This window comes from Psychroflexus sp. MBR-150, from assembly GCF_053628795.1.
Genome location: NZ_JBRJHB010000006.1, coordinates 55710 through 72899, shown reverse-complemented (window position 1 = coordinate 72899; position 17190 = coordinate 55710). Strand labels below are relative to the sequence as shown.

The window sequence follows — 17190 nt, the reverse complement described above, 5'->3', positions numbered from 1 at the left end:
CGTTCGAAATGACAAAATTTGCTTACAAAAAGATGTAATCATATGATTTACAGATTTCAACAAATCGAACTCACGTTAAAATAAAGTTGGTATGACCAATAAAATTTAATTCAGCCAATAAGATTTTTAACTTAAAGTCTAATTTGTTTACTCTCGAAACTTCAGGATTCTTCGTTTTACTCCGAAAGATTACTCAATTGACGGCTATATTTAATTGAGTTACTTAAATCGAACTCCGTTAAAATAAATCTAAGTCCTAATTGATATATAGATATTATCCTTACTTTTGTAGGCTGATTTTGATTGAAATTAAAAATCAATTTAAGTTCATTGATATTACGTAAAAAAATGGGGTCGATTTGGTTTTGACAGCAAGACTTATCGAAGAGTAAGCACGTCGAGCTTTGTAACATGGCTCGTAAATCTCATGTTTCATCCTTTTTTAAACGGCGAGAATAACTACGCCTTAGCTGCGTAATCTGAATCACAGTAGGATACGCTTAATCTCGACAAGGTCGAGAGCTAAGATGTCTCTGGAAAGCCTTGATTTGCGGCGTTCCATCAAGAGGCACCGGTAAAGTAAATCTAGATATGGCAACGTCTCGATGCCATATTGAAATTTTAGAGACTAGGTATAAAGTAGGTTGTTTCTTGCCAGTTTTATGCCGAAAATCAAGTTGAAACTAAGCGTGTAGAAAACTGTTTGGTAACTTGTTTGGACGGGAGTTCGAGTCTCCCCGACTCCACAAATATAAAATTTAACTGATTGTAAAATAATTGATTAGTTTTTTTGCTCATCTATAGCATATAAAAAAGCTTTTTTATGGTGTTTAAAAACAGAACAAATTTTAATGTATAGCCAGCAAAACAGTTGGGTTATTTGACCAATACTTGCCTTAACGTTATCACTGTTTATAAATAAATTGCAAAAGCAACCCAATTTGCCTAAGGGTAACGTTTTTTCATTTGCGTTATCGTTATTTTTTTAAAATTGAAAATATAAAACCGTTATCTGTAAATAAAATAATCCGTTGTTTCAAAATGGTATTCAAATAGTATTTATCTTCGTAAAAAATAAATTTGATGAGTGAATTTTTAAGCCAAATAATAGAAAAAATACTCGAATTTGGACAACCTATTGTCATTATTATAATTACACTTGCCTTAGGATTGATTTTTAATCGATTTTATTTTAGCTTGTTTAAAAGAAGATCGATTTATTTAAAAAACGATCCAACCAAATACAATTTCCTAGGACATTTATTGACAGCTTTAATTTATATTATAGGTTTTAGTTTGGCGATTATTTCTGTTCCACAGCTCAAGGCTTTAGCAACTTCGCTTCTAGCAGGTGCAAGTATCTTAGCCTTAGGGATTACTTTTGCCTCTCAACAAGCTTTATCTAATATAGTTTCAGGTATTTTTATAGTTATATTTAAACCTTTTCGAGTCAATGATAGACTTATAGTAAGAGATACGTTGTCTGGTATTGTAGAAGATATTACACTTAGACATACAGTTATAAAAAACTTTGAAAACCGAAGAATTATTATTCCTAATTCAGTGATTAGTAACGAAGTATTAATTAATTCAGATTTAAATGATGAAAAAATTTGTCGCTTTTTTGATATGGGTATCAGTTATGATAGTGACATAGATTTAGCCAAAAAAATCATATCTGAAGAAGTCAGAAATCATCCCGATTATTTTGATGTCCGATCAGAAGAAGATGTAAATAATGGATTGCCTGAAGTTTCAGTGAGAGTTTTGTCTATGGGCGATTCTTCTGTCAACATTAGAGCTTGGGTTTGGGCCAAAAACTCTGCTATTTCATTTGGTATGAACTGTGATTTGTTGGAAAGTATAAAAAAACGATTTGATAGAGAAGGCGTAGAAATTCCTTTCCCACATCGTACTATCGTGCAAAAAAAACCATTAAATTAAATTTATTAGACATTTCTTTTTTGCTTCAATAATATGCTTTATTTGTTTTTGAGATGAGAAATTTTGTGAATTCAAATGATATACTTAAGATAATCTAAAACTTTCTTTAATCAAGTAATGTTTTCAATTTTTTTCTCTTATTTTTATAATATAAAATCATACCACAATGCTTAAAACACTAATAATCGGTGCATCCGATAAACCACAACGCTATGCTTATAAAGCTTTAAAACTTCTTCAAAAAAATAACCACGAAGTTCTTGCTTTAGGAAAACGGCAAATGAATATTGATGGGGTTGAAGTGCATACTGGTAAACCTGATTTTTTTGATATACACACCGTTACACTTTATCTTAATGCTAAAAATCAAGAAGAATATTATGATTATATCATTAGTTTAAAACCTAAACGAGTTATTTTTAATCCTGGCACCGAAAACCCCGATTTTCAGAAAAAACTTAATTCTGAAAATATAGAAGTTGTAGAAGCTTGCACTTTAGTTTTGTTATCGACGAATCAATATGAGACCTAAAAAGGTCAATAACCCATTGAGAATTAAGATAAAAAAGCCAAATTCAAAGCCAAACCAATTTAAAGCGTTAACGCTAATAATGTAGGATAGAATAGGGGAAAGTATTGCTACAACTGGCACTAAACGGTCTTTGATTTTAAACTTTGTAAACATTCCAAAAGCATATAAACCCAATAGCGGACCATAGGTGTATCCAGCAAAAACAAAGAGTTTGTTAATCACACTTTTATCATTTATGGCATATTGAAAAATCAACATCACAAGTATCAATACTATAGAAATAACAATATGTGTCAACTTTCTAATTTTGATTTGTTGAGATTTAGGATAGCGATTTTCTATATCTAAAATATCTATACTGAATGAGGTTGTTAAAGATGTTAAGGCACTGTCAGCACTGGAATATGCGGCTGCAATGAGACCTAACAAAAAGAAAATAGCCACAGCCAAACCTAAATCGCCTTGCATAGCAATGGCAGGAAACAAATCGTCTTTTTTAGCTGTGATGCCATTTATTTCTGCATAATTTGTCAACAACAAACCTAAAAATAAAAACAGAAAATTGGCAATAGTTAAAATGATAGTAAATGAAAAAATGTTTTTTTGAGCGTCTTTTAAATTTCTACACGTTAGATTTTTTTGCATCATATCTTGATCAAGTCCAGTCATAACAATAGTGATAAACGCACCCGATATAAATTGTTTAAAAAAGAAATCACTAGAACGCCAATCGTCAAAAAAGAAAATTTTGGCTTGTGTGTTTTTACTCAGATAAGTTGGAATTTCAGCTATTGAAATATTAAGATTCTGTAGAAGAAGAGCAATTGAAATACATAGAGCCAGTAACATAAACAAAGTTTGCAAACTATCGGTCCAAACAATGGTTTTGATGCCGCTTCTAAAAGTATAGACCCAAATCAATAAAATGGTAATCGTTACGGTAACGTAAAAAGGAATGCCAAGGTTATCAAACACAATCAGTTGCAAAACTCCAGCCACTAAAAACAACCTAAAACTTGACCCAACAATTCGGGATAGCAAAAAGAAAGATGCTCCAGTTTTATAAGTATAAAAACCAAATCTTTGGTCGAGATAGGTGTAAATTGATGTTAAGTTTAATCTGTAATACAATGGCATCAACACTAAACTTATCACGGCATAACCTAAAGTATAGCCTAAAACCACCTGAAAATAGCTAAATGCTGAAAACTCTACAGTGCCAGGGATTGAAATAAATGTTATGCCACTTAATGACGCTCCTATCATTCCAAAAGCAACTAAATACCAAGGCGATTTGTTATTGGCTTTAAAAAACTCGGCGTTGCTACCTGTTTTATTGGTCAAGAATGAAATACCAATTAAAACCACAAAATAGCCAACAATAAGTAATAAAATAAAAGTCGGACTTAACATCTATAAAAATTGTGCTGGCAAATTTAGGAATAAAAAAATCACACGAAATGAACTCATGTGATTTTTCCATAAATAAGAGATTAGATATAATTTAGCAAGCATAAAATTTATACATTTTGATATCAAATTATCTTTAAAATGTTAACAAAAAACAGACAGCGTTTAAATTACATTTCCTATATTTATTTTATTTGATATTCAACGTACAAGGTTGCTGTAATTTTAATTGTTCCTTTATTGATTGCAATTGATGTGTTATTTGAAGCCAGCTTATCATTCATTTCATATTGCGGTTTTGTGTCTTGTGGCATAGAAGCATTGATTTCAATATTTCCAATCTTTAATATTTCTTTTTTAGACTCAGGTATTTGTTGCATCAATCTATCAGAAAGTTTTTCTGATTTTTCAAATGCATTTAGGTAAGCTTCATTTTTTAAGCTGTCAATTTTAGTATGAGAATAACTCAGTCCTCCCAAATCAAGATTTCTATTTTCAAGTAATTCGGTATAAATATCATCAAGTTCATCAATATTTCTTATGGTTACAAAAACTGTTGTCGAACCTCTAAATCCTTCAAATACTCTTGAATTATTAATCCATGTGTAACTTTTGCTCATATTTACAGAAGTGGTTAGGATGTCGTCTTTATCGATTTTGAAAGTTAGTAGTTTGTTTTGTAGTTCGTTAGATTTATCTACTAAACACTTTTTTGAAGATTTTATTGATTTGTCAAGACAATTCAAGCTAATATTAAAAGTTGCCATATTCGGAAGTGTTTCGACTTCACCATATGACTTTAACGTGATAGTTTTAAACTTTGAAGGTTCAACTGACGGATTGTTTTGGCAACTTACTAATATCAATAGGCTAAAAACCCCAAATAATTGTTTCATTTTTTTGTTTTTATATATTGCTCACTGGTTTTGTGTATGAGCAGTAGCGGTTTTTAAGCATTATCTGTTCAGTTAAGCACAAAGATAATTAAAATCTCTAAACTTTCAGGCTGGCATTTTATTCGCTATTGCTTATACACGTTGTTACCTGCTGGCTTTCTTCTGTTCTGCTTGGTTTTCAGCGTTGGCAAAGACATACTCTTTTGCAATTTTTGGTGTAGCGATGGGTGATGCGACTTGGCAATGTGTATGGTTTTATGCGTTGACATTTCCATTTGTTGAATATAGACTTTCATATATACCATCTTTATTTAACTCTTCTACAAGAAAATCAGCCCAATCTTCTGTATAGAGGTAGGTTTCGTTAGGTTGGTCGTACAGGCAATGTTCAGCATTAGTAATTTCAGGGTTTTGAGAGTTGTTTTTTGGTCTAACTTGATATTTTTTCCAACATCTTGTATGTGTGTCCATATTGAACTTGTCTTTTTCTTTTCCGCCTTTGGTAATTTTGGGATTACCCAAAGCTAATTGAACTTTTTCAACTATAGCACTTGGTTTTAAAAGGTCTTTATTTGTAACAGGAACTCGTACAAATTTATTTTTTACTAATGCAGCTACTCTGTTTACATTGGTTTTTTCTTGGTCGCTTAATTTATCATAAGCAACAAACTGTATTGGAAGTGCGTTTTTCGATTGATGATTTGCAACTTGAATTAAGAATGCCTTAAATGCATATTCGCCACTGTTTAAAACATCTGTTGTAACTGCACTTCTATATGATTTGATGAAATCAACAATAGGTTTTGAATTTGGATTTGAAACAATAGCGTTATTGAGGCTTTTTGAAGAAGGGTAAAATTGTAGTGCAAAAGATAAACATTCACGTAAACAATGCTTATCACCAAATTCTTTCTTCATTATTTTGTCATAATTAAGCAGTAAAGATTGGCATTCTGCAAATATATCTGAATCAATTTCAGGGATTGATTTGTGTTCAACCATATTACGAAGCGGAACAAAAAAACCTAAATTTTTTCTTATCGGATTTTCTGTATCAGTCTTGAAGTATTCTTTCATACAGGTCTTTAATTCCCAATAACAATAATCTCCATCTTTCTTGTCAAATCGGTTTTTAGTCTTGTAAAATGGTTTCCTTTTTTGCTTGAAGAAAATGGCGTGAAATAAGGAAGTCCAAGCGATAACCATTAGAACAATATAGCCACCTGATTTAAACTTGACTGCGGGTTTATTGTAGGTTTCTACCGCAAGCAATGCAGAATCCTTGGACTTTTCTAAACAATTTTTAACTGCTTTAGGTAATCCCTTTGGCATAATATTTAAGCGACATTATAAATTCTCGTTAACTCTCTTTTGATTTGTTTGAAATTAAGGTCAATCTCCAAGTTTTTTGATAGACCTGTGTTAATAACATAAACAAATGATTCTTTACGGTACACAAATTCTCCTTTTCTCAAAGAGGTTTCAATGCTATCCGATTTTGCGAGTAAACAAACCAATTGATAATCTTTGTTTATCGCATCTGTTTTATTGTTTGGATGTGCTTTTGTGTAATGTTGAGTTGGCGTAATCTTTATTAGGTTTTCAAGGTAATGTGCCAATTTTGGAAATTCTGATTTCGGAAAAATATGATGAACTTGTGTTGCTTCACCGTTTGCCCATTGGTCTTTAACTTCGCTCTCTGTGTACATTTTTCGAATCATCTTCATTGCTTTTTGCACTTGATAATCTGAATATGCTTTGTTTTGTTCCATCATTAAAGATTCGTGTTCTTCGACAGCTTCGTTTCTTGAGATACTTTTGCTTTTTCCAACATCACGCCAATTAGGTCTATTGTACATTAAATCGGTATAGTAAATTTGATGTTTGGACAATCGTCCTTTAATAGTTCCTTGTATATTATTCTCACTTGCATAAATATTCAATATTTTTGAAAAAATCCTGTTGACTTCAGTTTTTCCATTTATGGGTGTATTTCCTATGATAAATCTTTGAAAGCGAGTTTTTAAGTCTTGAAAGTCTGCATTATCAACAGTGCCGTTAAGACACTTTCTTTTAAAACCATCAAAAAACCTTAACTCGTTACTGTCAGAAAGCACTTTTAGTAAATAGTGATAGAGAAATATATAGGCGTTTCTCTCTTTCATTGCTATATACTCAAGTATTACTCTGTTTGATATTTTATAAACATTTTTATGACCAACTTTCTCTATTTCCAAAATACCTGCATACGCTAAAGTTCTTAAAGGCTGTGAAGTGAATTTGTCGTATTCTTGTTTGGTTGTTTCGTTTTGTGCGTCTGGCTTATTAAAAATTGCCTTTACATTGGTGTTGAAATAGCCATCACTCCAAATATCGTCTTTGGTAAACTCAAGATTTTTGTCGGCATCATAATTTAAAACGCAATCGGCCATAATACAAAGTACATCAGGTGTAACTTTTTGATCCATAAACCTTGCGTCTTTTGTTTTTCTTACATCGAAATCAAATTTTTGTAGATGTTTTTCAATTTTTGCTATCATTTAGAACGTTCTTTTAATAAGCCAAAGAAAAAGACAGAATTATTGTCAATGTTTAAAGACCTTGTTCCGTAGTTTCTTGCAACTCTGTAATAGTTTTCAAATTCTTCTGTGCTGTAAAATTCTAAATCTTGTTCCGTTGGCAAACGACTTCCATTTTTTAAAGTCAATAAAGCAACTGAACCATCGGTGATTGTATTTTTTGGTAAAAAACTTGCTCTTGGATAATAAGTTAAGTTTGGTATCATTACAACATCAGATTCATTATAATATTTTGAAACCGCTAATTCATCAATTTCATCAATATAGCAATCATAGCCTGCAATTTCTTTAACTTCATTGCTACCAATATTACGTGATTTTAGAACTCTTATTTTTCCTTTATCTTGAGTAATTGATTTGGTTATTTGTCTATCTCTAAAACTATTGAAAATATCAAGTTTCATTTTAGAAACAACCTTATCAAAACTATTGTTTCTGTATATTAACCAATAAGGGAAATCTTCAGAAAAGATGTACTCTTTGCTTTCTGCTTTGTATGTGTTTCTTATATAACTTTCAATTATAATTTTATCAGTTGATGAAGCAGTAGAAGAACATAAAAAACTAACGGTTTCAATTTTCACACCTTTAAAAGCCTTTTCTCCATAATCACAAATTTTTTGTAAATCACATTTGGTTAAAAGTTCTCTTGTTTTGTCAAATTCAGGAGCATTAAGCAAACTTTTAGGAACGATTAAGGAGACAAAATCTCCTAATCGCAATGACTTTTCTATAAAAAAGGAAAAGATATTATTTGTGTCAGAATTGTATGCTCGGAATTTATACAAATCTAACAGTTCTTTATTTTTGGTTACTTTACCATAAGGTGGATTGCCAACAACAATGTCATATTTTGTTTTGCAATTCCAACGAAGAAAATCGGTATGCTTAAAATTAATTTTAAAGTTTTTTGGAACTTTAATTTTAGATAAAATTGCCTTTAAAATTTGTAGTGAATTACTATCAATATCACATAAATCAAGAATTACTTCATCTTTATCTTCATACTTTTTAAATAGCAAAGGAATAAAATTACCAACACCAACTGAAGGTTCGAGAATTCTAATTTTCTTTTTCTTTTTAAATTGAGGTAAATCCTTAATTACTGAATAAGCAATGTCTTTTCTCGTAAAATAAGCACTTGTTTTTTGTCTTTCCGAATTTGAGTGTTCAGCTATTAGAAAAATATTATTTAATGAATATTTTTTAAAGTTAGATTTAATGAAGTTAATTATGTTGTCAGTTTCATTAAGTTGATATTCTTTTTCAAGCGATTTTATTTGAGAGATTGACAAACTCTCATTTTTATTAGCTTTTTTAATGTTTGAAGCAATACTTTTAAAAACTCCTGTCGGAACAGCTTCACCTATACAATGACGTATATTTAGTTCTTCCTTTTTTAGAAAAGCCTTTTTTTCCAATTCAGATAGATGATTGAGTTTTTCTGTTTTGATATGCGACCACTCAAATGATTCTGGAATTGACATCATTCGCATCAATTCTCTAATTGAAAAAACTCTGTTGTCTGATGGATGTACTGTGTTCTGACTTGCTAAAATGTCATTTCTTGTATGTACACAAGGACCTTCTTTATCCCAATACCAACGAGCATATTTATCTCCATTTTTACTTTTGTTGTAAACAATTTCTCCCTTAACAATTTTGTGCGGAATTCTTTCAGGTTCAGTGTTTTCAAATGCAGATTGCCCTTCGTTTAAATTTTCAATCCAAGGAAGCATTCTTTGATTAAATTCTCGGTACGAATGAAAAATGTCGTTTGAAATTTCCCCCATTTCTTTTAAAGACGGTAAGTCACCAATTAATTGCCGTAAAGTTTTTACCTTTTGTTTTTTGGGAAAAATATCATAAGGAGTAATGTTTGGAATATCTTTCTTTACACCAATAACCAATGTTCTTGTTCTACTTGAATTAGAGCCATATTCTTTAAAGTTTACAAATTTGTATAGAATATTGTAATTACCACCAAGATTATATTTTATGGCTTCTTTTATTGGTTTGACAATTCCATCAATGTCAGTACAAGTAGTGTTTAAAAAAGCTCTAACATTCTCAAAGACAAAATATTTCGGTAGTATTTTGTTTGTCAGTTTTATTGATTCAACAACTAAAGAATTTCTTGTTATTTCGTCATTCTTTTTATGATTAGCAACAGACATACCTTGACAAGGTGGCGTTGCAATTAAAACATCTGGTGTTTTAATTTTATGTTTTTCTTGCCAAAATTCTAATTCATCAAGAAGTTTTTGTTTTACATCTTGTTTTGTAATATCTCCATCAATGTAACCACTGTCGTATTTACATTTGTTATTAAAAGCCTGTATTTTTAGCCTTTTTGTAAGAAGTTCATTTGTAGCAATGCATTCAAAACCATTTTGTTTAAAGCCATAACACCCAACTCCTGCACTGCTAAATAGACTAATGTATGTTAATGGTTTTTTCATAGTTCTAATTTTCCTTGCTTTACGTTTACGTTTCGGTAATAATTTGCTGTGTCTTCTGCAACAGAAAAAATTGAATCAGAGCATTTATATTTTATGGCTTCCTTAACAAATTTATCTGCAAAAAAGAGGTCGGTTACTTCTTGTAGGTTAATTTCAAATAATTCAGACAGTTTTTTTAATTTTGATTTGCTGAATTTTTGACTTCCATTTTCTATTCGACTAACGGCACTTGTATTTAATCCGATTTTCGTTCCGAATTCGGTTTGTGTCCATTCTCGTTTTTCTCTCTCAGTTTTTATAAAGTGTCCGAAACTTGTCATTTGACCTATTTTTAGCAAATGTAAAAATAATTTGCGATTTTTATATCAAATCAGAAAATTTTTTTCAGGTGACGGAGAGAAAAGGCAAGCTATTTTGTTTTTTTTAAGCAGTTGGCTCGTGTGTGGCAAAAAACAAATTTACTTGACCGTGCGGTGGCATTTTACATTGACGCTCAACTCATTATTACCCAAAAAAACAAGCGTGTTTATCTTCTTTTATAACAGCTAATAATTTATCCAAATAAGAAGATTCTGGATAAGGTTCGTAGAGTTCCCACTTACCACTTGCTCGCATCCAATATAAATTCCATTCTTGTCTTGACTTATAAAATCTGATTTTTGCGAATTCCATTTGAAGAATTTCTTCGGGATTTTCCCAAGAAGGTCTTATTTCGTAAAAAATAACAGTTTTACCATCGTAAGAATATCCCATATCAACTTCTTGACGTATTTTAGGGTCTTGAGGTCTTATTGATTCAACAAAATTTTTTATGGTTGATTCATTTATGTCGATTGTCTTATTACTCATATTTGGATTCTAAAATGGAAACTGTTAGCATTTCAATTATAACGAAAAGCATTCACAACTATATTTATTCCACAATAAATTTACCTTGCATTAAAGCAACGTGACCAGGAAAACTGCAAATGAAATCGTAAACGCCTTTTTCTGGAGCATCAAATGTAATTGTAGTTTGCTCGCCACCACCAATCATTTTGGTATGTACGATAACGGCTTTTGTGTTTTTGGGAATGTAATTATTGTCTTTGGCATCAACTGCTTTTGTAGCAAAATCATTGATATTGGTTCCTGGTTTAAGCAAAACAAAATTATGACCCATAACATTTACGTCAAGTTTGCCGATGTGTTTGAGTGTGAGTTTGACTTTGTCTCCTGCTTTGACTTTAATTTCTTTTAAATTATAGCGCATTTGGTCATTGCCAGTCAATAGAATTTCAGTTACACCGTCTTCGGTTTTTTGTTTTTCTGCTACGGGTTGATTGATTTTGATGTTTTGTTTTTCTTCTTTTTTATCATCTTTAGAATTTCCACAAGAACTTAAAACGAGAAGTGAAAATAAAAATGCAATTTGATAGAGTTTCATAATTTTTGGTATAAAGATTTTAAACAATTTTGATGATTTGTATTTATTCTAAAATTCAGCGATTACTTTGCTAAATGTGGCTTAGGAATTCCTGAAAAAATATCTACTAAAACATTTATTGGAACATTATACAAGACATCTCCCACACGTGCGGGAATAAGCGGATAGCCTGCCTTTTCTAACAGGCAAGCCCGCTTGAAGCCTATAATAATTTTGAAAAAATACTATTTCCTTTTGCTGATTTCGGCATAGGGTCTGTGATTTTCGCCAACATAAATTTGTCTTGGTCTGCCGATAGGTTCTTTTTTAAGGCGCATTTCTCTCCATTGAGCAATCCATCCAGGCAATCTACCGAGTGCAAACATTACGGTAAACATTTCTGTTGGAATGCCAAGTGCTCTGTAAATTATACCTGAATAGAAATCAACATTAGGGTAGAGTTTGCGTTTTACAAAATAGTCGTCTTTTAAGGCTTCTTTTTCAAGACCTTTGGCAATATCGAGAACGGGATCTTCAATACCTAAATCGCCGAGAACATCGTCTGCAGATTTTTTAATAATTTTTGCTCTTGGGTCAAAGTTTTTATAGACACGGTGCCCGAAGCCCATTAATCTAAAAGGATCATCTTTATCTTTGGCTTTACTCATGTATTTTTTAGTATCGCCACCGTCGTTTTTGATACCTTCTAGCATTTCGATAACGGCTTGATTAGCTCCGCCGTGAAGTGGTCCCCAAAGTGCATTGATTCCTGCTGAGATAGACACAAATAATCCGGCGTGAGATGAGCCTACAATTCTTACTGTTGAGGCTGAGCAGTTTTGTTCGTGATCAGCGTGTAGAATCAATAATTTATTTAAGGCTGAAGCTACAACGGGATTGATTTTGTAGTCTTCGTTGGCTTTTTTGAACATCATCTTAAGGATGTTTTCAACATAACCGAGTGAACTGTCTCCATAATCCAAAGGTTGTCCTGTGCGTTTTCTCAAAGCCCAAGCACACAAAACGGGAAATTTGGCAAGTAGCTTCACGATAGATTTATACATTTCTTCTTCAGAATTCACATCTACTGATGATGGGTTGAATGCAATTAAAGCACTGGTTAAAGAAGACACAACTCCCATAGGGTGAGCTGATCGAGGAAAACCATCAAGGATTTTTTTCATCTCTTCGTCAACGTGAGATTCGTTTTTGATGTCTTGATGAAATTTGTCTAGTTGTTCTTGAGATGGCAATTCGCCAAAAATTAGCAAGTAAGCCACTTCTAAGAAACTTGCATTTTCAGCTAAATCTTCGATAGAATATCCACGGTAACGCAAAATACCTTGTTCACCGTTTAAAAAAGTAATTGCACTTTCACAAGATCCTGTATTTTTGAAACCTGGATCTAATGTAATTAAACCATTTGAAGTGCTTCTTAGCTTAGAGATATCTATGCCATGTTCATTTTCAGTACCTACAATTACAGGGAGTTCATATTGTTTTCCGTCAAATTCAATTTTAGCTGTCATATTTTATTTTTTTTGATTAATTCTATTGTGAAACTTACCAAAGATAAGCAATGAATTGTTAAATAGGCGTTAAGTCTAAAACCAAAAAAAACCTATTCAACTTAAGTTATTGTTAAAAATAAGAAGAATAGGTTATTTGAAAAATGATATTGATCAATTTTAAGGGATTTTTATTTTGAAAGCATCTGTTCCAGGGAAATATGCAGTTTGGCCAAGTTCCTCTTCAATTCTTAATAATTGATTGTATTTGGCCATTCTATCGCTTCTTGAGGCTGAACCAGTTTTGATTTGTCCTGTATTGAGTGCAACAGCTAAATCAGCAATGGTATTGTCTTCAGTTTCTCCTGAACGGTGAGACATCACAGCGGTATAACCTGCATTTTTAGCCATATTTACAGCAGCAATGGTTTCTGTAAGTGTTCCGATTTGGTTAACTTTAATTAAAATAGAATTGGCTATTCCTTCTTCAATTCCTTTGGATAATCTTTCTACATTAGTTACAAATAGGTCATCTCCAACCAATTGAACACGATCACCGATTTTGTCAGTGAGCATTTTAAAGCCGTCCCAATCATTTTCATCCATGCCGTCTTCTACAGAAATAATGGGATATTTTTCGGTTAGTTCAGCGATATATTGGGCTTGTTCTTCAGAAGTTCTGACTTTGCCTGAATCGCCTTCAAATTTTTTGTAATTGTATTTACCGTCTTCGAAAAATTCAGCGGCAGCACAATCGAGGGCAATCATAACTTCATCACCAAATTTGTATCCTGCGTTTTCAACAGCTTGTTTAATTGAGTCTAAAGCATCTTCGGTCCCATTTAATTCAGGAGCAAAGCCACCTTCATCGCCAACTGCAGTAGATAAGCCACGTTTTTTAAGTACTTTTTTTAAGTTGTGAAAAATTTCTGTTCCCATTTGCATAGCGTGTGTAAAGCTTGAGGCTTTTACGGGCATGATCATAAACTCTTGAAAGGCAATCGGGGCGTCGCTATGCGAACCGCCATTGATGATGTTCATCATAGGAACGGGTAAAGTATTTGCAGAAACGCCACCTATATATCTGTATAGAGGCTGTTGTAGTTCATTAGCAGCGGCTTTGGCAACTGCAAGTGAAACTCCGAGAATGGCATTTGCACCGAGTTTTGCTTTGTTTGGTGTGCCGTCAAGTTCAATCAAATATTCGTCAATTTCGGTTTGTTCAAAAACTGAATATCCTAATAATTTGTCAGCGATTAAATTATTAACGTTGTCAACAGCTTTTGAAACGCCTTTGCCCATATAAGATTCGTCTCCATCTCTTAGTTCAACAGCTTCATGTTCGCCCGTTGAAGCACCAGAAGGTACAGCAAATCGACCGAGAACGCCTGTTTCGGTTGTAACATCTACTTCTAAGGCTGGATTACCCCTTGAATCAAAAATTTGTCTTGCGTGAATGTCTAATATTATACTCATTTTTGTTTGGTTTTGTGTGTCTGCAATTTACGAATTTCAAACAGATTAAATGATAATTTAAAATCAATATTTTCTACCATTGATAACTAAATCGATTGAGAAATATCAATTACGTATTTTATGAAACTTATAAAGCGATAAACTGAGTTGCTTTTTTATGAAGCGTACATTTTGTAAAAATCATCAAATAAATAGTTGGCATCATTTGGTCCTGGACCAGCTTCAGGATGGTATTGAACAGAAAAGCATTTTTTTTCTTTAAGTCTGAAACCAGCCAAAGTTTGATCATTGAGATGTATATGCGTGATTTCTATGTCAGAATGATTTTCTGCTTCATCTTTATTTACGGCGAAACCGTGATTTTGAGATGTGATTTCAGATTTGCCTGTTACTAAATTCATTACAGGGTGATTGATTCCACGATGTCCATGGTGCATTTTGAAAGTTGAAATACCTTGAGATAAAGCAATGATTTGATGTCCTAAACATATTCCAAATGTAGGAATATTTTTGTCGATAGCAGATTTTGCTAACTCAATAGCTGACTTCAAGGGTTGTGGATCTCCAGGACCGTTGGATAGAAAAATAGCATTTGGCTCAAACGACATCAAGTCTTCTAAACTGCTATTGTATGGAAACACTTTTAAATAAGCTTCTCTTTGTGACAGATATTTTAAAATATTAGCTTTAACTCCTAAATCTAATACTGCAATTTTATAGGTTGAATTTTTGTTTCCAAAATAATAAGGTTTTTGTGTTGAAACCTTTGAAGCTAATTCAAGACCGTCCATTTTGGGATAGGTCTTTAGTTGTTCTTTTAATTGATCTATTTTGTCGAGTTGAGTAGAAATAACAGCGTTCATGGCTCCGTGTTGTCTAATATGGTGAACCAAAGCTCGAGTATCTAAATCTGATATAGCAAAGAGATTAGATTGATTTAAAAAGTCTTCAAGTGATAGATTTGAAGATGCTCGAGATGGATTGTAGCTAAAATTTTTACAAATAAGCCCTGCTATTTTTGGAGAGTTGGATTGATTTTCGTCGGTGTGAGTGCCGTAATTTCCAATGTGTGCGTTGGTCGTAACCATGAGTTGTCCGTGATATGAAGGATCGGTAAAAATTTCTTGATAACCTGTCATACCAGTGTTGAAACAAATCTCTCCAAACGCAGTATCTTGGTTGTTTGAAACGGCTTTGCCTTTAAATTGAGTGTGATCTTCTAGGATAAGAATGGCATCTATTTTTTTGTGGTATCTCATAATGTATAAATATAAAAAAAGGGATAAATATTTAATTTATCCCTTAAAATTAGTAAATATAATTGATGTTATAATTATTTTTTTTCGTCATCTTTTGATTGTTTATTTTCATCAGAAGATTTTTCTTTGGCTTCACTTTTATTAGATTCAGCTTTAGCTTCGCTTTTTTCTGGCTTAGCTTCAGTTTTATCTTCAACTTTGTTGTTGTCTTCTTTAGTTTTAGAATCTTCTTTTGGAGATGATTCAACATTAGTTTCAGGTTGATCTGAAGTTACTTTTTTACCAGCACGGCGTGTAGATTTCTTTTTCTTTTTGCCTTTAGGGTTGTATATCTCGTTGAAATCTACAAGTTCTATCATTGCCATTTCAGCAGCATCGCCAAGTCGGTGACCTAATTTGATAATCCTTGTATATCCACCAGGTCTTGAGGCTACTTTTGGTGCAACTTCTCTAAACAATTCTGCCACAGCATATTTATCTCTAATTTTTGAAAACACAATACGTCTGTTATGAGTGGTATCGGTTTTAGATTTAGTAACTAGAGGTTCAACAAAAGTTCTTAAGGCTTTTGCTTTAGCGAGAGTTGTATTGATTCTTTTATGTTCTATAAGAGAGCAAGCCATATTAGCCAACATAGATTTTCTATGGGCGGTCTTGCGACTCAAGTGATTAAATTTCTTTCCGTGTCTCATTTTAAATATTTTTTAGAGGCTTTTAATTAGTCTTTTTCAAGGTTGTATCGAGATAAGTCCATACCGAAATCAAGACCTTTATTGCTGACTAATTCTTCAAGTTCGCTTAATGATTTTTTACCGAAGTTTCTAAATTTCATCAAATCATTCTTGTTGTAAGAAACCAAGTCGCCAAGGGTTTCAACTTCAGCAGCTTTTAAGCAGTTAAGTGCTCTTACAGATAAATCAAGATCTGAGAGTCTAGATTTCAGAAGCTGTCTCATATGAAGTGCTTCTTCGTCATAAGTTTCGGTTTGTGCCATTTCTTCAGTTTCAAGAGTAATTCTTTCGTCTGAGAAAAGCATAAAGTGATGAATTAATGTTTTAGCAGCTTCTGTTAAAGCATCTTTAGGATGAATAGAGCCATCGGTAACAATTTCAAAAACTAATTTTTCATAATCAGTTTTTTGTTCTACTCTATAATCTTCAATGCTGTATTTAACATTTTTGATAGGCGTATAGATAGAATCTGTAATTATTGTTCCTAATGGTAATTCGTCTTTTTTATTATCTTCGGCAGGAACGTATCCTCTTCCTTTTTCAATTGTGATTTGCATATTTAAGGATACTTTTTTATCCATATTGCAAATAACATGATCAGGATTTAATACTTGAAATCCAGAGAGGTGTTTTTGAAAATCACCAGCCGTGAGTTGATTTTGATTAGAAACGCTAATCACAGCAGATTCTGTATCATTATCTTCTATTTGTTGTTTGAATCTAACCTGTTTAAGATTAAGTATAATTTCAGTAACATCTTCCACCACGCCAGGGATTGTAGAAAACTCATGTTCGACTCCTTCTATTTTAATCGAAGTAATTGCAAAACCTTCAAGAGAAGATAATAAAACGCGACGTAAAGCATTACCTACGGTAAGACCGTATCCAGGTTCTAAAGGTCTAAACTCAAATATACCTTCAAACTCAGAAGAGTCTATCATAATTACTTTATCGGGCTTTTGAAAATTGAATAATGCCATAGTGTTGT

Annotated in this window: 15 protein-coding genes, 1 other RNA gene and 1 pseudogene; 3 read left to right on the top strand and 14 right to left on the bottom strand. The window is 32.4% G+C overall.

The features are described from left to right. Positions 1–350: 350 nt before the first annotated feature. The 3 genes from ssrA to ACSSV5_RS05105 all read left to right on the top strand — a co-directional run bounded on the left by ssrA (position 351) and on the right by ACSSV5_RS05105 (position 2476). Positions 351–749: a transfer-messenger RNA gene (ssrA, locus tag ACSSV5_RS05115) on the top strand. Positions 750–1083: 334 nt separating this feature from the next. Continuing rightward, positions 1084–1944 (top strand): mechanosensitive ion channel family protein, encoded by an 861-nt coding sequence (locus tag ACSSV5_RS05110; protein ID WP_454245024.1) that lies wholly within the window; start codon positions 1084–1086, stop codon positions 1942–1944. Positions 1945–2110: 166 nt separating this feature from the next. Continuing rightward, entirely contained in the window at positions 2111–2476 is a 366-nt protein-coding gene (locus tag ACSSV5_RS05105; protein ID WP_454245023.1) for a CoA-binding protein, read from the top strand. Here the strand turns inward: ACSSV5_RS05105 and ACSSV5_RS05100 are convergent. The 14 genes and pseudogenes from ACSSV5_RS05100 to ACSSV5_RS05035 all read right to left on the bottom strand — a co-directional run bounded on the left by ACSSV5_RS05100 (position 2450) and on the right by ACSSV5_RS05035 (position 17182). Further along, positions 2450–3889 (bottom strand): sodium:solute symporter, encoded by a 1440-nt coding sequence (locus ACSSV5_RS05100; RefSeq protein WP_454245022.1) that lies wholly within the window; start codon positions 3887–3889, stop codon positions 2450–2452. The genes ACSSV5_RS05105 and ACSSV5_RS05100 overlap by 27 nt on opposite strands. Before the next feature lie 182 nt (positions 3890–4071). Beyond that, positions 4072–4782: an SIMPL domain-containing protein gene (locus ACSSV5_RS05095; protein WP_454245021.1), complete on the bottom strand. Its 711-nt coding sequence runs from the start codon at positions 4780–4782 to the stop codon at positions 4072–4074. 125 nt (positions 4783–4907) lie between these two features. Beyond that, the gene (locus ACSSV5_RS05090; protein ID WP_454245020.1) at positions 4908–5051 is read right to left on the bottom strand and encodes a hypothetical protein; all 144 of its coding nucleotides are present in this window, start codon (positions 5049–5051) and stop codon (positions 4908–4910) included. Beyond that, on the bottom strand, positions 5038–6114 hold the full coding sequence (locus ACSSV5_RS05085; RefSeq protein ID WP_454245019.1) for a DUF3644 domain-containing protein: 1077 nt from the start codon (positions 6112–6114) through the stop codon (positions 5038–5040). The genes ACSSV5_RS05090 and ACSSV5_RS05085 overlap by 14 nt, the downstream gene beginning before the upstream one ends. 5 nt (positions 6115–6119) lie before the next feature. After that, positions 6120–7322, bottom strand: a complete 1203-nt coding sequence (locus tag ACSSV5_RS05080) for a hypothetical protein (protein WP_454245018.1) — start codon at positions 7320–7322, stop codon at positions 6120–6122. Next, positions 7319–9823: a DNA cytosine methyltransferase gene (locus ACSSV5_RS05075; protein ID WP_454245017.1), complete on the bottom strand. Its 2505-nt coding sequence runs from the start codon at positions 9821–9823 to the stop codon at positions 7319–7321. The genes ACSSV5_RS05080 and ACSSV5_RS05075 overlap by 4 nt, the downstream gene beginning before the upstream one ends. Further along, positions 9820–10143: a helix-turn-helix domain-containing protein gene (locus ACSSV5_RS05070; protein WP_454245016.1), complete on the bottom strand. Its 324-nt coding sequence runs from the start codon at positions 10141–10143 to the stop codon at positions 9820–9822. The genes ACSSV5_RS05075 and ACSSV5_RS05070 overlap by 4 nt, the downstream gene beginning before the upstream one ends. 184 nt (positions 10144–10327) lie before the next feature. Next, the gene (locus ACSSV5_RS05065) at positions 10328–10672 is read right to left on the bottom strand and encodes a DUF3024 domain-containing protein (RefSeq protein ID WP_211065908.1); all 345 of its coding nucleotides are present in this window, start codon (positions 10670–10672) and stop codon (positions 10328–10330) included. Positions 10673–10736: 64 nt separating this feature from the next. Continuing rightward, positions 10737–11249 carry an azurin gene (azu, locus tag ACSSV5_RS05060; RefSeq protein WP_211065909.1) on the bottom strand — a complete coding sequence of 171 codons (513 nt, stop codon included), beginning with the start codon at positions 11247–11249 and terminating at the stop codon, positions 10737–10739. A gap of 224 nt (positions 11250–11473) precedes the next feature. Continuing rightward, complete coding sequence (locus tag ACSSV5_RS05055; RefSeq protein ID WP_454245015.1) at positions 11474–12757, bottom strand: citrate synthase; 1284 nt, start codon at positions 12755–12757, stop codon at positions 11474–11476. A gap of 159 nt (positions 12758–12916) precedes the next feature. After that, positions 12917–14212 carry a phosphopyruvate hydratase gene (eno, locus tag ACSSV5_RS05050; protein WP_454245014.1) on the bottom strand — a complete coding sequence of 432 codons (1296 nt, stop codon included), beginning with the start codon at positions 14210–14212 and terminating at the stop codon, positions 12917–12919. 155 nt (positions 14213–14367) lie between these two features. Beyond that, complete coding sequence (gene carA, locus ACSSV5_RS05045) at positions 14368–15471, bottom strand: glutamine-hydrolyzing carbamoyl-phosphate synthase small subunit (RefSeq protein ID WP_454245013.1); 1104 nt, start codon at positions 15469–15471, stop codon at positions 14368–14370. Positions 15472–15733: 262 nt separating this feature from the next. Beyond that, positions 15734–16163 (bottom strand): annotated as a pseudogene (rplQ, locus tag ACSSV5_RS05040) (50S ribosomal protein L17); the annotation flags it as partial. 26 nt (positions 16164–16189) lie between these two features. Then, complete coding sequence (locus ACSSV5_RS05035; RefSeq protein ID WP_454245012.1) at positions 16190–17182, bottom strand: DNA-directed RNA polymerase subunit alpha; 993 nt, start codon at positions 17180–17182, stop codon at positions 16190–16192. Positions 17183–17190: the final 8 nt, after the last annotated feature.

Coding starts and splice junctions, on each gene's coding strand:
- ACSSV5_RS05065 (WP_211065908.1), bottom strand. CDS start 10,672: ATGAGTAATAAGACAATCGACATAAATGAATCAACCATAAAAAATTTT.
- ACSSV5_RS05110 (WP_454245024.1), top strand. CDS start 1,084: ATGAGTGAATTTTTAAGCCAAATAATAGAAAAAATACTCGAATTTGGA.
- ACSSV5_RS05095 (WP_454245021.1), bottom strand. CDS start 4,782: ATGAAACAATTATTTGGGGTTTTTAGCCTATTGATATTAGTAAGTTGC.
- ACSSV5_RS05035 (WP_454245012.1), bottom strand. CDS start 17,182: ATGGCATTATTCAATTTTCAAAAGCCCGATAAAGTAATTATGATAGAC.
- ACSSV5_RS05080 (WP_454245018.1), bottom strand. CDS start 7,322: ATGATAGCAAAAATTGAAAAACATCTACAAAAATTTGATTTCGATGTA.
- azu (WP_211065909.1), bottom strand. CDS start 11,249: ATGAAACTCTATCAAATTGCATTTTTATTTTCACTTCTCGTTTTAAGT.
- ACSSV5_RS05055 (WP_454245015.1), bottom strand. CDS start 12,757: ATGACAGCTAAAATTGAATTTGACGGAAAACAATATGAACTCCCTGTA.
- ACSSV5_RS05090 (WP_454245020.1), bottom strand. CDS start 5,051: ATGTCAACGCATAAAACCATACACATTGCCAAGTCGCATCACCCATCG.
- ACSSV5_RS05085 (WP_454245019.1), bottom strand. CDS start 6,114: ATGCCAAAGGGATTACCTAAAGCAGTTAAAAATTGTTTAGAAAAGTCC.
- eno (WP_454245014.1), bottom strand. CDS start 14,212: ATGAGTATAATATTAGACATTCACGCAAGACAAATTTTTGATTCAAGG.
- ACSSV5_RS05075 (WP_454245017.1), bottom strand. CDS start 9,823: ATGAAAAAACCATTAACATACATTAGTCTATTTAGCAGTGCAGGAGTT.
- ACSSV5_RS05105 (WP_454245023.1), top strand. CDS start 2,111: ATGCTTAAAACACTAATAATCGGTGCATCCGATAAACCACAACGCTAT.
- ACSSV5_RS05070 (WP_454245016.1), bottom strand. CDS start 10,143: ATGACAAGTTTCGGACACTTTATAAAAACTGAGAGAGAAAAACGAGAA.
- carA (WP_454245013.1), bottom strand. CDS start 15,471: ATGAGATACCACAAAAAAATAGATGCCATTCTTATCCTAGAAGATCAC.
- ACSSV5_RS05100 (WP_454245022.1), bottom strand. CDS start 3,889: ATGTTAAGTCCGACTTTTATTTTATTACTTATTGTTGGCTATTTTGTG.